We start from the raw sequence: 14,045 nt of genomic DNA on the forward strand, positions 1-14,045 counted from the left end.
TGACTCAGCCCTGGTAGGGCGTCGCCTCCAGGATCTTGACCTTGGCCTTCTTGCCGTTCGGCAGCTCGTACTCGGCGTCCTCGCCGACCTTCTTGCCGATCACGCCCGAGCCCAGCGGGGACTGCGGCGAGAACGTCTCGATGTCCGAGGACGGGTACTCGCGGGAGGCGAGCAGGAAGGTCATCGTGTCGTCCTCGTCGCCGTCGAAGGCGATCTTCACGACCATGCCGGGACCGGCCTCACCGCTGGACGCGGTGGCCTCGCCGACCTGCGCGCGCTCCAGGAGCTGCTTGAGCTGGCGGATGCGGAGCTCCTGCTTGCCCTGCTCCTCCTTGGCCGCGTGGTATCCGCCGTTCTCCCGGAGGTCGCCCTCCTCGCGGGCAGCCGCGATCTTCTGGGTGACCTCGGCGCGCGCGGGACCCGACAGGTACTCCAGCTCTTCCACGAGCTTGTTGTACGACTCCTGGGTCAGCCAGGTGACTTCGTCGCTGGTCTGGGTCACAGGTGCTCCTCGACGTTACGGATAACAAAGCATCGCCCTCCCCACAAAGGATGTGCCTTCACGGGCGGGCGAAACCACGAGCCTAACAATTCGATGCCCCCAGGGGGAGAACCAAAACCGTCACGACTGCATCAACGCAGGTCAGGGGTGCATGGTCACTGGGGGCCGGGGCAGGTCTACTGCCCGTCGGCCGTGCAGCTCAGCAGCTCCGCGCTGGTGGCCTTCGCGGTCGTGCGGATCGGATAGATCTCGTCGATCCGCGTCTGCCCCTTCTGGTCCACCCGGACGTCCTTGCGGCCGACCTCGGCCCCGCTCTCGGCGATGGCCCGCACCGTGCAGGTGCCGGTGGCGTCGGCGTCCTTGCGGATCTCCAGGTGCACCCTGACCTCGGTCTGCGAGGAATTCAGGTCGAACTTGATCATCTCGGCGCTGATCACCTGCTTCGAGATGTACCCGTACCCGATCCAGCCGATGACCAGGAGCAGCAGCACCCCGAGCACGGAGCCGATGATCTTCAGCTTGCGGTCCGCACGCTCGTCGGCGGACCGGCCGTAGCGCCCCTCGGGGGTGCTCGCGGCTCCGTCACGTACGGCATTCATGCGGTGATCCTCCGGCTGCACAGGGGTCAGGAATATTTCCCGCCCCCGGTTCGGTCAATATAGAGGTCGCACTTTGCGCCGCCGTCACCGAGGGCGCCCGGATCACCGAGGATCGAGATCTTGACTGAGCAGCTGCGCTTGATGGCCGTGCACGCCCACCCCGACGACGAGTCGAGCAAGGGTGCGGCCACGATGGCGAAGTACGTTTCCGAGGGGGTGGACGTCCACGTCGTGACCTGCACGGGCGGCGAACGCGGCTCCATCCTCAATCCGAAGCTCCAGGGCGACACGTACATCGAGGAGCACATCCACGAGGTGCGCGCCCGCGAGATGGACGAGGCCCGCGAGATCCTCGGCGTCAAGCAGGAGTGGCTCGGCTTCGTCGACTCCGGCCTGCCCGAGGGCGACCCGCTGCCCCCGCTCCCCGAGGGCTGCTTCGCCCTGGAGGACGTCACGGAGGCCGCCGGCCGCCTGGTGAAGTCCATCCGCGCCTTCCGGCCGCAGGTCGTCACGACGTACGACGAGAACGGCGGCTACCCGCACCCCGACCACATCATGACCCACAAGATCACGATGGTGGCCTTCGAGGGCGCGGCCGACCCCGCGGCCTTCCCGGAGGAGGAGTTCGGCCCGGTCTGGCAGCCCCTGAAGCTCTACTACAACCAGGGCTTCAACAAGCCGCGCACGGTCGCCCTGCACGAGGCGCTGATCGCCCGCGGCATGGAGTCGCCGTACGGGGACTGGCTGAAGCGCTGGGAGGAGTTCGAGCGCGAGGAGCGCAACCTCACCACCTTCGTGCCCGCCGCCGACTTCTTCGAGATCCGCGACAAGGCGCTGCTCGCGCACGCCACGCAGATCGACCCGGACGGCGGCTGGTTCCGCATCCCGATGGAGATCCAGAAGGAGGTCTGGCCCACCGAGGACTACGAGCTCGCCAAGGCCCTCGTCCCGACCTCCCTCCCCGAGAGCGACCTCTTCGCGGGCATCCGCGACAATGGCTGAGTGAACGTCTCCCAGGCAATGACTCAGTTCGTGCCGCTCGCCGCAGACACCTTCGACAAGAACAAGGTGACTCCGGGCATCCTCGGCTTCCTCGTCTTCGCGGCGCTGGCGATCGGGGTGTGGGCGCTGATGAAGTCGATGAACCGGCACATGGGCAAGGTCTCCTTCGAGGAGGCCCCGGACCCGGACGCCCCGGCTCCGGCACCGTCCGAGGCCGAGACCCCCGAGAAGGCGTCCCTCGCCAAGGGTTCCCAGGCCTCCCGGGACTCCGCTCAGCGCGAGTAGTCCGCCAGCGTCAGCAGCAGGTGCGCGGACTCCGGCCGCAGATGGTCGGAGTGCGCGCCCGCGGGACCGCGCCCGGCGGTGAACACCGCCGAGGCGTCCACGCTGACGAACCAGTGGTCGAGCAGGTCCCTGTCGTACGCCTCGACCGCACCCCGCATCCTGATGCCGCGCACGGGCCGGGGCGCCGGGCCGATCCCCTGGTTCCCGATGCCCGCCCGCTTCTCGGCGACGCGGTGCCACATGCCGGTCGCCCAGTCCCGGCGCGCGTACGTGGCGACGACCGGACCGCGCACGGGGGCGTTCTCCAGGGCCGTGAAGGTCGTCTCGAAGGCGTCCCGGGGCGCGGCCATCTGCAACAGCAGCACGCTGTCCACGGTGAACGGCCGCCGCGGGTCCACCGGCCGCGCCGACCACCCGAGCGTAGTCTCCTCCGCCGCCCACTGCACGGCCTCGCACAGCACCCTGCACCCGAACGAATGCCCCACCAGGTGCAGGAACCGCCCCTCCCGGGTCCCCAGCACCGCCCCGCGCGGATCGCCGCGCCCGGCGTCGAGATACCCCAGCAACCGCCCCAGGATGCGCTTCCCGTCCCCGTGGCTCATCCGGTGCGCCCGGTCCCGGATCCGCCGGTACCCGCGCAGCCCCGGCGAACTGGCCGAAGGCCACCGTACGAGCAGGACCCACGGCTCGAAGGGGTCGAGCCGCCCGTACAGCTCCCGCCGCGCCTCGTACTGCTTGCGCAGCAGCCCCAGCAGGTCCAGGGCGGCCTGCACGGCGGACTCGGGGGAGGTCTGCCACCCGTGGACGTACACAAAGAGGTCGGTGGTGCCGGGCGGGGGAGTCAGCCGCTCGGCGAAGAAGTCGGGGAGGGCGGGGTAGGGGACGGGGCGCGGGCCGGAGGGGGTGTGCTCGACGATCCAGCCGAGGTCGTTGAGGTCGACGAAGCGGATGCCGGTCTCGACGTTCATACGGTGACCTCCTGGCCGTGGTCGGCGGCCGCTGCCGGAGCCCGCTCCAGGCGGCTGTCCATGCCGCAGTGGAGGGCGTAGGCGAGGCCGAGGGGGTTGCGGTAGGTGTCGGCGAAGTGGCGGGCGAGGGCGTGGGTGATCTCGCCCGCGGTACGACGGCCGTCCAGGTAGTGCTGGACGTAGGCCAGCGCGTACTCGGCACCGAAGACGCCCGGCATCGATATCTGCGGGCCCAGCACCCCGCTCGCCCCGGCCTCGATCAGCACCCGCCCCAGGTGTCCTCGGTCGGCCCCGTCGTAGGGGCCCGCCGCGTTGCACGCGTTCAGCAGGACGAACGGGCGGAACGGCGACCGCGCGTGCCCGAACAGCCGCCGCCGGGAGTGCACCGTCCGGGCGTCGATGGGTTTCCGGTCGCTCAATTCCAGTGACAGGAGCGGTGGTTGGGGCGGCTGCGTCTGATACGTGCCGTGGCACCAGAAGTACATGAACTGCTCGTCCAGGTCTGCCCTGCCCAGCGCGTCGAACAGTTCGTCGCGCAGCCTGCGCACCACCAGAGTGGTGTCGTGCGCGAGGGCCTGTGCCACCTCGGCGGCCCGGGTCCTGCCCTGGAAGTCCAGCGACTCGTTGTGGTTGAGGCTGACGGCCGGCCGCGCGGGCAGGACGCTCCTGCGGAGGCGGCGCGGGTGGCTGCCGCCGGTCTGGTCCATCTGATGCCGGTAGCCGAGGAAGCGGGCGAACACCGGAGTCAGTTCGTCGGGCGCCGTCAGATGGGCGGGCAGCGAGACCTCGCTCTCCCGGGGCAGGCAGAGCATCGGCCAGGGGAGGAAGAGGCCGGAGTCGAAGCGCACGCGCAGGTTCTCCTCGGCCAGTGCCTCCGCCAGGAACTCCCGGAAGTGGCCGGTCTCCTCCTCCTTGCCGCCCAGCAGCGTCTCGAAGAGCAGGTCGCCCCCTTCGTCGGCGAGTTCGTCGAGGATGCGCCGCAGTTCGGCGACGGGCTCGTCCCGCAGGTCGAGCAGGCTCGTGTACGGGGCGTGGTGCCGTCCGGGCGCCGGATTCAGATCGTCGTCGAGCGGTGTGTGGTGGACGAGCCGGTCGTTCCACAGGTGGCACAGCCGGGCCGCCTCCCGCTGCACGTCGGAGGGGCGCACGCGCAGCAGCGCCTTGTGCTCGCTGCGCAGCGCCGGCAGTCGGGGACCGTACATCCGGGCGAGGATCCCCTCGTCGTTCCACGGGTCGAAACAGACGACGAGGTCGGGCGGCGGGGCGTCGATGCCGTCCAGCTCGGTGAAGTCGTCGCTGGGGTTCTGGACGACGCGGACGGGAAGCGGGCGCACGGGCGGCTCAGCCCCTTCCCGCGCGGCGCGGTGCGAGGGGCCGCGACAGGTCGGCCGGGGGCAGGTCGGGCAGGTCGATCTCGGTCTCCACCTGTTGGAGTACGACGCCGCTGGCCTCGTGGGCGACGGTGAAGCGGAGCCGGTGCGTGCCGGGGGCCCGGGGGGAGAGCGTGAACTCCGCGCCGCGCGCCGGATCGGCCGACGCCCGCAGCCCCGCCGTCACCGGCTCGACCCCCATCCTGGTGAGGGGGGTGGCGGTGGCCCGCAGCCAGGGTGCGTCTCCGGTGGCCCAGGGGTGGCCGGGGTCGGGCTCGACGCGCAGGAGGACCTGGATGCCGGGGGCGGTGTCCACGAGGTCGAGGCGGACGTGGCACTTGCGGGCCGATCTGCCGGGGGAGTAGACGGTGGAGACGTGATCGACGATCTGGACGACGGACTCCATGTCGCCCACCTCGTCGTCCGGTGCCTCGGTCAGGACGACGTCCCGCAGGTTCCGGTCGGGGTGGTGCGGCAGCTCCTCCTCCTCGATGTGCCGCCCGGCGAACCGCTGCGGGCTCAACGACGCGCGGTACGCGTGGGCCAGAGCGGGTCCGGTCCTGTCCGACGCGCCGGTCAGGTACGTCCGTACGTAGTCGACCCACGGGTCCCCTCGTACGTCCCCCATCGCGCGGAAGCTCTCCCGGGCCGTGTCCAGCAGGGCGGCGGCCTCCCTGCCGGACATCGAGGTCCGGGTGATGCCGTACAGGGCTTCTTCGAGGGCGGACCAGGCCAGGCCGCGCAGACAGCCCGCGTCGGTGAACACGTCCCGTGAGACGCGCAGCCGTCGCGGGGCATCGGGGTCCTCCAGCCGCAGGCCCAGCACCGCCGACTGGTGCAGCGTCCAGGCTCGGCCGAGCTCATCGCCCAACTGCACGAAACGCTCCGCAAGTTGGCGCAGCGCCCGGACGGCGGTCTCGTCGCCGACCCGGTCCGAGCGGGCGAGCAGGCGGTAGTACAGCGTCCAGCACTCGCCCCTCGGGTCCTCGTTCGCCCGGTGGGCGGTGAGCGCCTCCTCGTACGCGGTCTCGTCGCCCGTCCGACGTGCGAGCTCGGTGGTCGCCCACGCGGCACCCCGTTCGTCACCCAGATTCTCGAAGGCCGCCCGGACCGCCGCCAGAACGGTGAGGGTGTCCCGCGAGCGTTTGCCCCGGAGCAGGGAGAGGCGACCGCGTCGCAGCTGGGACCAGGCCAGGTGGTGGCCGCCGCGGACCGACGGGGAGCGCTCGGCCAGCGCCGCGAAGTCGGCCCCGGCGTCCTGCACCCGGCCGATGTCGGCCAGGATGTCCCCGCGCAGGCTCAACGCGTCGTCCGTCAGCAGGTCGGGAGGGCCGAGGGCGGGTGATTCCGCCGAGTCGGCCAGGGCCAGTGCGACCGCCAGCGAACCCGCGTCCCGATGCAGCAGGGCCATCTCGTGCTGGTACTCGGGCAGTGGGTGGGTGGACGGTTGCGCGGCGACGGCCAGGTGGCCGAGCTGACGGCTGATCGCGGTGAGCGAGGTCCGCCAGGGGCTGAAGGGGGTGGTGCCCCGCACGTCGGTGATCAGGGCGGGCGGCACGATCCGGCGCAGCACCGCCAGCCGGTGGTGGTCGCCGCGGAGGAGCAGGTAGGCGGCTACGGCGGGCACGGCGCCGGGGGCCACTGCCGTTTCCGGGCGGGCGCCGAGCAGGTCGATGTGGTCGTCCACCACGTCCGCGTAGGCCGACACCACGAACTCGGTGTCCACGTAGCGGCTTCCCGCCGTGAGGCCGAGGGCGGTGGCCAGCAGCCGGAGTTCCTCCCGGGCGGCCAGGATCAACCGGTAGGAGTTCTCGGTGCCGGTGCCGGTGCCGGTGCCGGTGCCGGTGCCCGCCCCGTCGGGCAGCAGGTGTGCCGACCGCCGGTACCGGCGGAACCGCACCGGGCGCAGGAACCCGTGCCGTACCAACGTGCGCACCGGCCCGTACGGTTCGATCTCCGCCGTGTCCTCGAAGCCCTCGCCGATCAGCGCCTCCAGGGAGGCGGCCCGGTACTCCGCCTGGTCCACGGCGGTCAGGGAACGCAGGAGGTGCAGGGCGTCGGGCGGAAGGCGCGCCGTCGCCCGCTCGTACAGGTCCTGCGGCCGCAGCGGTGCCCCGGCGGACTCCTCGGTCAGGGGGCCGGCGAGCCAGAGGTACCCGGGCAGGCCCTCGGCCCCGTCGATCACCCACTGCGGCACCTGCCCGGTCTCCGGAGAGGTGCCTCCGTACACCTCGCGCGCGGCGTGCACCACACGCTCCGCGTCGCTCCTGCGCAACGGCGGCAGCCGGTACGTGCGCACACCGGGCCAGGACTCCGTGGCCGGGGACTCGGCGGGCGGGGATTCGGCGGCCGGGCGCCCGGCGGTCGGGCATTCGGCGGTCGAGGTCAGCACCACCGCGCAGGGCGTGCCCTCGAACGCGCCCAACAGGTACGCGCCGGTGCGCCGGTCCGGCACGTCGTCCAGCACCACCACGGCCGGGTGCTCCCGAAGGTGCGTCCGCGCGAGCGTGACGGCGGCCGCCTCGGGGTCCGCCTGCAAGGCGGACTGGGCGGACAGCAGGTCCCTGCGCGAAGCCCCGAGCTGCCCGAGCAGCCGCAGCAGCACGACATCGGGCCGGTCCCGCCACAGCTCGCCCACACGCAGCAGGCACACCTGCTGCTGCCGGACCCGCGCGGCGCGCGCGGCCAGTTCGGTCGCCAGGGTGGTGACACCGGCTCCGGCGGCTCCCGTCAGCGACAGGAGACGCGCACCCCGGTGGGCCAACCACGGGACGAACAGGGCGAGTTCCTCCTCGCGCCCCACGAACGGTACCGGCCGCTCGGGCAGCGGCAGGGGAACCCTGAGCGATGCGACCATGCAGGCCCCCGTCCGTGCTCCGCACCCGCCACCCGTGAACAGGGGCCGGTCCGTCAGCATCCCAGCAGGGCTCGTCACCCCACAAGCGGTTCGGCACCTGCCGGGCCATGCCGACCCGTCCGCGAGGAGGCCTGCCTACTTGTCCTCCCCCGTGGGCACCCCCATCACCTCCCGCGAATGCCTGTTCGGCACCATCCCCAGTCGCCACGCCTGCCACCCCGCCCCCAGGTCCACCCCCCGCCCCAGCACCACCCGGTACGCGTCCAGGCAGTCCGCGAGGCGCTCGTCCCGCGTCGGGTGCGGCTCCGACGCCAGCAGCGCCAGCTCCTCCTCGGCCAGCGACGTGCCCGCCTCCGGCCCGCCCGGGTGGGCGAACGGCAGCAGCGTGCAGCGCAGGAAGCGGGCCCAGTCGCCGCCCCGGCGGTCCTCGTAGGAGGCGAAGAGGGCGACCGCCTCGTCGCACAGCGAAAGGGCCTGCTCCGGGCGGGAGTTGCCCGCGTCGACGACGACCAGTTCCAGGACCGTCCACGCCTCCCCGTGCGCCACCCCGATCCGCCGGAAGTCCTGCCGTGCGTCCGTCAGGAGCTGGCGGGCGAAGCCGGAGTTGCGGAGGTTGCCCGTCTGGACGGCCCGCTGGTCGCGCGTCACCCGCCCCGAGTGGTGGCGGGCGCACGCCAGCCCGTACACGTCCCGCATCCGCGAGAACATCGTCCGGGCGCGCTCCAGTTCGCGGACCGCCTGGTCGTGGTCGCCCCGCTCCTCCAGGGACTGGCCCAGGTAGTACAGGGTCCAGGCCTCGCCGCGCGCGTCCTCGTTGTCGCGGTGGCGGGACAGGGCCTGGCGCAGGCCGTCGACCGCCGGGGCCGGGTCGCCCGCGACCAGGCGGGCCCGGGCCAGCTGGGTCATCGCCCAGGCCTCGCCCCGCTCGTCGCGGGTACGGCCGTACAGATCGAGAGCCGCGTTCAACTCGGCCTCCGCGCGCGGCACTTCGCCCATCCGCAGGCACACCTGCCCGAGCTGGAAGTGCGCCCACGCCTGCCCGTGCAGCGACTCGCCCTCCCGGTGCAGGGCCAGCGCGGTGTCGAGGAGCTCGACGGCCTCCGCGAGGTTCGCGCGGTCGCGTTCCACGGCGGCCAGGGCGTGCAGGTTCCACGCGCGGTCGCCCGCGAGGGCGGGGGAGGACTGGAGGTCCAGGGCCTCCCGCAGCTTGGCGGCGGCCTCGGTCAGGTTGCCCTGGTGGTGCAGGGTGATGCCGAGGGAGCCCAGCGCCCGCGCCGCGCCCGCCTCGTGCTGGGCCTCGAAGTAGAGGTCCACCACGGAGGACAGGGTGGTGCGGGCCTTGTCCAGCTCACCGAGCTGCCGGGCGGCGATACCCGTACGCCACTGCACCGAACGTACGAGAAGGCCCTGGTCGACGGCCTGCGTCAGCTCGCTGATCTCGCCGAGCCGGTAGAGGTCGCCGCGCAGCAGGCAGTAGTCGCACAGCGCGCCCAGCAGATTCAGGACGAGCTGCTGGTCCACGCCCTCCGCGTGCCGCAGGGCGGCGGTGATGAAGGAGGACTCGTCGTCCAGCCAGCGCAGGGCGGCGTCCAGCGAGGTGAAGCCGTGCGGTCCGAAGCGGTCGGCGCGGGTCGAGTTCTTGCCGTCGACCAGGCGGATGACGGAGTCGGCCAGCTCGCCGTAGTTCTGGATGAGGCGTTCCTGGGCGGCCGTCCGCTCGGAGGGCTCCTCCTCGTCGAGGAGCCGGGTGTACGCGAAGGAGCGCACGAGGTCGTGGAGGCGGTAGCGGCCACCGCCCACCGGCTCGATCAGCCCGGCGCCCGCCAGCTCCGCCAGCCGGCGCCGCGCCTCCTGATCGTCCGTGGCCAGGAGGGCTGCCGCCGCCGCGCCGCCCAGCGACGCCCGGCCCGCGAGCGAGAGGCGGCGCAGCAGCCTGCGCCCCTGCTCCGACTGGTCGGCGTAACGCAGGGACAGGGCGCGCTCGACCGGGTCCAGGGGACCGTACGCCGCCAGGTCGGCGGCCAGCGCGCGCGGGCTGCGCGCACCGAGCGAGGAGCCCGCCACCCGCAGGGCCAGCGGCAGCCCCCGGCACAACTCCGTGATGCGGTCCGCCGATTCACCGTCGTACGGTGCGTCCTCCTCCTGCGCGACCGCCCGCATCAGCTCCTCCGCACCCGCCCCGTCCAGCGGCTGCACCGGCAACTGGTGCACCCACGCCGGTGTGTCCTCGGGGAGGGCGAGCGGCTCGGACGCGGTGACCAGGACAAGACTGTCCGAGCGCTCCGGGATGAGCGTGCGCACCTGGTCCGGGTCGGTGGCGTCCTCCAGGACGACGGTCACCGGAAGCCCGGTGAGGTGCTGGTGGTACAGCTCGGTGAGTCGCTTCAACTGCTGTTCCTGCGTGCTGCGTTCGGTGCGCTGCTCGCGGAAGAGGAGCTGGTCGCGGGGTGCGCCGAGCCGGTTCAGGAGCTGGAGCAGGGCGTCGCGCGTGGACGTCGCCGACTCGGCCCGCCCCGGCGCCCCGTTGCACAGCTCCACCAGGCACGCGCCCCGGAACTGGTCCCGCAGCCCGTGCGTCGCCCGCAGCGCCAGCGTGGAACGCCCCGAACCCGCCTCCCCGTACAGCACGACGACGGTCGGCCGGGTCTGCGTGCTGGCCCGGGCCGCGTGCACCCACTGCGCGATCTGCGCCAGCTCCGTGCGCCGCCCGGCGAACGGGCCCTCGGGTTGCGGGAGATGGGCGAACGACTGCTCCAGTACGGTCCTGCGCCGTGCGGCCGCGCTGCGGTTGCCGCCGCGCAGCGCGGTGGTCTCGGTGGTGGCCTTCTTCACCGGCGGCCGGGTGCGGGTGGCGGCGCTGAGCATGCGCTGCCGGTCGAGGTAGGGACGTACCCCACGGACCTCGAACGCGGTCAGCCACTGCAACTTCACCTGCTCCGGCCCGCCCGGCTGTCCGAGCGCACCGGCCCGGCGGTGCGCGGCGGGCCAGTGCGTGGCGGTCACCTTGGCGACGGTCGCGGTCGCCCCGGCCACCGCGACGACGGCCCCGGCGGCGAGGGCGGTCCCCGACGCCGTCCCCAGGGCGAGGTCGGCGGCGAAGGCGGCCACGGCGGCAACTCCCGTGACCAGGGCGGGAGTTCCGATGCTCGCCCTGCTGAATCGTTCCGACAGGTGCTGCTGCCCGGCGCCCGCGCGGTCGAGCGCGGTGACGTACGCGGCGTACTCCTCGGCGGCGGGGGCGGCCAGTTCGTCGAGCGCACCGCGGGCGCGTGCCAGCAGCGCCCGCCCATCGGTCCGGCCGCCGGACCGCCGCACTTCCTCCTCGACGGCCCGCACCAACACCTGCTCGGCCTCAGCCCGATGGCTCTCCCGCATGTTGCGTCCCCCTCCGCGGCGATCCTGCGCTGTCCGGGCACGGCCTTTCCCGCTCGGGCCGCCCGGATGTGTCAAGTGTCCTGCCTGACGGGCCCGGGCGCGAGGGAGCACGGCCAGGGAGCACGGGGCGTGCGCCGCCGGTCACGGAGGGAGTGCGCACAGGGCGTCCCCGGGAGGAGCTTCCGGCGGCGGAGGGGCGGGTTCCGCGGTGGCGGGACTCGGCAGGTGTGGCGGCGGGAACCGTCCTTACGAGGGTGAGGAACGGTCCCTCAAAAATTCTGCGGCAGCAGGGTGGCCGGCTTGCGCGGCGAAGGCAATGAGCTGGTCCGACTCGCGCCACCTCCTTTGCATTACGAGGCTCAGGCCGAGCCAGTAGGCGGCCTCGACACTCCCTGCATGGGCAGCCCGGCGCAGCCAGGGCTCTCCGCCTTCGTGGTCCTTGTGGTGGACGGATCGCACGAACCCGTATCTCAGCGTGGCTTCGGGGTGGCCGGCGTAAGCGGCCTGATGCCACCAGTGCTCTGCCTCTTTGACTTCGCCGAGAGATCTTAGGAGCTCGGCCAGCGCGAAGGCCGCGTCCCAGTTCCTGTTCTGCGCCTCGTTCCTCAGCTCCTCGACGTCCCTGGCGGTTTCCCGTAGTCGGATCACGCCTTCCAGGAACTCTTCGGCGTCTTCGACATGTTGGTCGACCGCCTCCCAGAGCCAGCGTTCGGATTCCCGGTACTGCTTCCGTCGCGCCAGCAGCACGCCGAGCGTGTAGAGGGCGTCGCCGTAACCGTGTTCGGCAGCTGTGCGGAGCCACATCTCGGCTTCCACGATCCGGTCCTGGCCGTGCAGGAGCATGCTGAGGGCGTACGCGGCCTCTTCATTGCCGTCCATGGCGGCGCGCTGCCATTGGATCTCACATTCCTGCAGCCGTCCCTGCTCGCGAAGCAGCAGGCCCAGTCCGTAGGGGGCGTCCTCATGTCCCAGATCCGCAGCACGGCGCAGCAGTCCTTCGGGCTCCGTTGGATTTCCTTGTCGAGACCCCAGGAGGGCGAGATGAAATAGGGCGTCTGCGTGTCCGGAGTCGGCCAGTGGGCGCCAGATGGACTCGGCCACGTCGTCCTCCCCGAATGTTGCCGCGAGCATGCCGACGATGTGCAGATGGAAGTCGTGCTGGACGTACTTGCAGACGATGGCCCAGACGTCCGGGTGGACGCGATGTTCGTCCCGGTCAAAGTGCTCGACCAAGTAGTCGAAGGGTTTCCACGCGACGGAGTCGACGCCCACCGGGTTGATCATTCCCGTGGCTCCGTAGTGGATCCGGGTGGCCCAGGTGAAGGCATCCGCAGCCGGTTCCGGCCGTGAGCCCGGGTTCTTCTTCAGGTAGGTGAGGTGCAACTCCTCGATGGCGGCGAAGGGAATCTCCAGCAGACCCGCACGGCGGAGGTCGACCGCGGCCCTGACGTAGGCATGTCCTCGCGCATTGCCGCCTGCCCGGCAGGCCCGGTTCATCTCGTCCAGCAACGCTGGCCCCGCAGCCAGGTACTCAGCGATCCCGTAGTCGCCCCGATGCCTCATTGCCTCCTCCAACCCTGGGTCACCGACCTCTTCGGCGCGGTTCAGCTCGGCTCGGCTCCACATTCGGTCGAGATGAATCTGCTCGGCCAAGTTGAGGACCCGCGCGCCGAGGTTGGCCAGGAAGGTGTAGGGCGCATCGAGGGTCGCCTGATGGGGACTCCGGCGCTGGAAGCGGTCGACCTGTTCGTCACGCAGAGTCGCGAGCACGACGACTCGTTGCTGAATGAGGCTGGAGAGGAGCGCGGGCTCCAGTCCGTCGTCGCGAATGTAGTCCTCGACGTCGTCCAGCCAGAGCACACAGCCTTCGGCCAAGGGAGGGTCCATGGATGCGATGGGCCGCAGGTCGGCGGTGCGAGGGGGCGCCCACACCCGGCACCCGGAGAGTTCGGCCCGCATGGCTTCGAATGCGCAGCGGGTCTTCCCCGCAGTCGAGTCGCCTGTCAGGACCAGGAAGCCGCCGGTGCGTCTGAGCCGGGCGATCAGGGGACGCACTCGGATGTCGATGTCCCGGGTCACATAGGGGTGCAGGGGCCGCTGACCTCCCTGCCGTCGGGGGCGATGTACACCGAAGACGAGCGGATCCGCCTGTTCTGCCGTCGTCCACGTGGTGGGCGGCGGTGGGCTCGCGAAGCCGGTGGAGACTCGCATCGCGCCGGCCGTGATGGTGTGGGCTCAGGCCAACGAGGGCTCGCCCCGGGCTGTAGTGAAGCCGGGCGGATCCGCCTTCGTTTCACCTGCGGGACTCGGCCCAGCGCTCACCGTCTGCCCGGGGTGGGAATCGGCCTTTCCCTCTGGTGCCCCTTGCCTCGCAGTTCCTTACGAGACCCCGAGATCGACCGTGATGGAGAAAGGCGCGGCGGCCTTTACCGTGCCGGTGAACATGTCGCCGTCCCTGTAGGCCCTGGTGGCGGGGTCCAGGACATAGGTGTAGACGATCGGGACACCGGTGGCGGCCTGTTCGATGCGCCAGTAGAAGGGGATACCCGCTTTGGCGTACTGGTCCACCTTCACAACCCGGTCCGTGGTCTCCGAACCGGGGGACACCACCTCGACCACCAGGAGTACGTGCTCGGGGCGGGTGGGCGAGAGGTCGATGGTCTCTGCCCGGTAGACGACGATGTCCGGACGCCGGTTGGTGAGAGGAACGTCTTGCAGGCGGACGTCGAAGTCGGTATCGGCGTTCCAGTCGGGGCCCGCGGCGGCGTCGAGGGCATTGGCCAGGATGCGGGCCAGCCGGTTGTGGCGCTTGGAGGCGCTCGGGGTCACGACGACCATCCCGTCCACGATCTCGATCCCGGCGCACTGCTCCTCGGTCCAGGAGTCGTACTCCTCCGCGCTGACCTGAGCGTGCATCCACGCGGGCGCCACCATTTCGGCGGACACGGTGTACCTCCTTCGTGGAGCCTCGGCAAGTTCAGCGCTGCTGCGGCCAGCCTACTGTTCCGAGGCGTCGGGTCGCGCGGCGAAGGCGGGGATCGGTGGCGGGCGGTGGACACGGAGTGGTGGCAGGCCCCGCCCTCCTGG

10 protein-coding genes are annotated in these 14,045 nt (G+C 71.6%); 2 read left to right on the forward strand and 8 right to left on the reverse strand.

Annotated features, from left to right (window positions below):
* Positions 1-4: 4 nt before the first annotated feature.
* Both greA and ACIO3O_RS35895 read right to left on the reverse strand, forming a co-directional pair.
* On the reverse strand, positions 5-502 hold the full coding sequence (gene greA / locus ACIO3O_RS35890) for a transcription elongation factor GreA (protein WP_401753117.1): 498 nt from the start codon (positions 500-502) through the stop codon (positions 5-7).
* A 176-nt stretch (positions 503-678) separates the two neighbouring features.
* Positions 679-1,101, reverse strand: a complete 423-nt coding sequence (locus ACIO3O_RS35895; RefSeq protein ID WP_401753119.1) for a DUF4307 domain-containing protein — start codon at positions 1,099-1,101, stop codon at positions 679-681.
* A 120-nt stretch (positions 1,102-1,221) separates the two neighbouring features.
* Here ACIO3O_RS35895 and mca point away from each other — a divergent pair, with 120 nt between their 5' ends.
* Positions 1,222-2,103, forward strand: coding sequence for a mycothiol conjugate amidase Mca (mca, locus tag ACIO3O_RS35900; RefSeq protein WP_401753120.1), 882 nt, complete (start codon positions 1,222-1,224; stop codon positions 2,101-2,103).
* 18 nt (positions 2,104-2,121) lie between these two features.
* Positions 2,122-2,388 (forward strand): hypothetical protein, encoded by a 267-nt coding sequence (locus ACIO3O_RS35905; protein WP_401753122.1) that lies wholly within the window; start codon positions 2,122-2,124, stop codon positions 2,386-2,388.
* Here the strand turns inward: ACIO3O_RS35905 and ACIO3O_RS35910 are convergent.
* The 6 genes from ACIO3O_RS35910 to ACIO3O_RS35935 all read right to left on the reverse strand — a co-directional run bounded on the left by ACIO3O_RS35910 (position 2,376) and on the right by ACIO3O_RS35935 (position 13,904).
* A complete protein-coding gene (locus tag ACIO3O_RS35910) occupies positions 2,376-3,356 on the reverse strand; it encodes a hypothetical protein (protein WP_401753124.1) in 981 nt (326 codons plus the stop codon). The genes ACIO3O_RS35905 and ACIO3O_RS35910 overlap by 13 nt on opposite strands.
* Positions 3,353-4,690 carry a CHAT domain-containing protein gene (locus ACIO3O_RS35915; RefSeq protein WP_401753126.1) on the reverse strand — a complete coding sequence of 446 codons (1,338 nt, stop codon included), beginning with the start codon at positions 4,688-4,690 and terminating at the stop codon, positions 3,353-3,355. Before ACIO3O_RS35915 ends, ACIO3O_RS35910 begins: the two co-directional genes overlap by 4 nt.
* A 7-nt stretch (positions 4,691-4,697) precedes the next feature.
* Positions 4,698-7,583: a hypothetical protein gene (locus ACIO3O_RS35920; RefSeq protein ID WP_401753128.1), complete on the reverse strand. Its 2,886-nt coding sequence runs from the start codon at positions 7,581-7,583 to the stop codon at positions 4,698-4,700.
* 135 nt (positions 7,584-7,718) lie between these two features.
* Entirely contained in the window at positions 7,719-10,958 is a 3,240-nt protein-coding gene (locus tag ACIO3O_RS35925; RefSeq protein WP_401753130.1) for a tetratricopeptide repeat protein, read from the reverse strand.
* 246 nt (positions 10,959-11,204) lie between these two features.
* Entirely contained in the window at positions 11,205-13,037 is a 1,833-nt protein-coding gene (locus tag ACIO3O_RS35930; protein ID WP_401753132.1) for a hypothetical protein, read from the reverse strand.
* Between the two features lie 300 nt (positions 13,038-13,337).
* Entirely contained in the window at positions 13,338-13,904 is a 567-nt protein-coding gene (locus ACIO3O_RS35935; protein ID WP_401753134.1) for a Uma2 family endonuclease, read from the reverse strand.
* Between the last annotated feature and the right edge of the window lie 141 nt (positions 13,905-14,045).

This window comes from Streptomyces sp. NPDC087440, assembly GCF_044744005.1.
Taxonomy (GTDB): domain Bacteria; phylum Actinomycetota; class Actinomycetes; order Streptomycetales; family Streptomycetaceae; genus Streptomyces.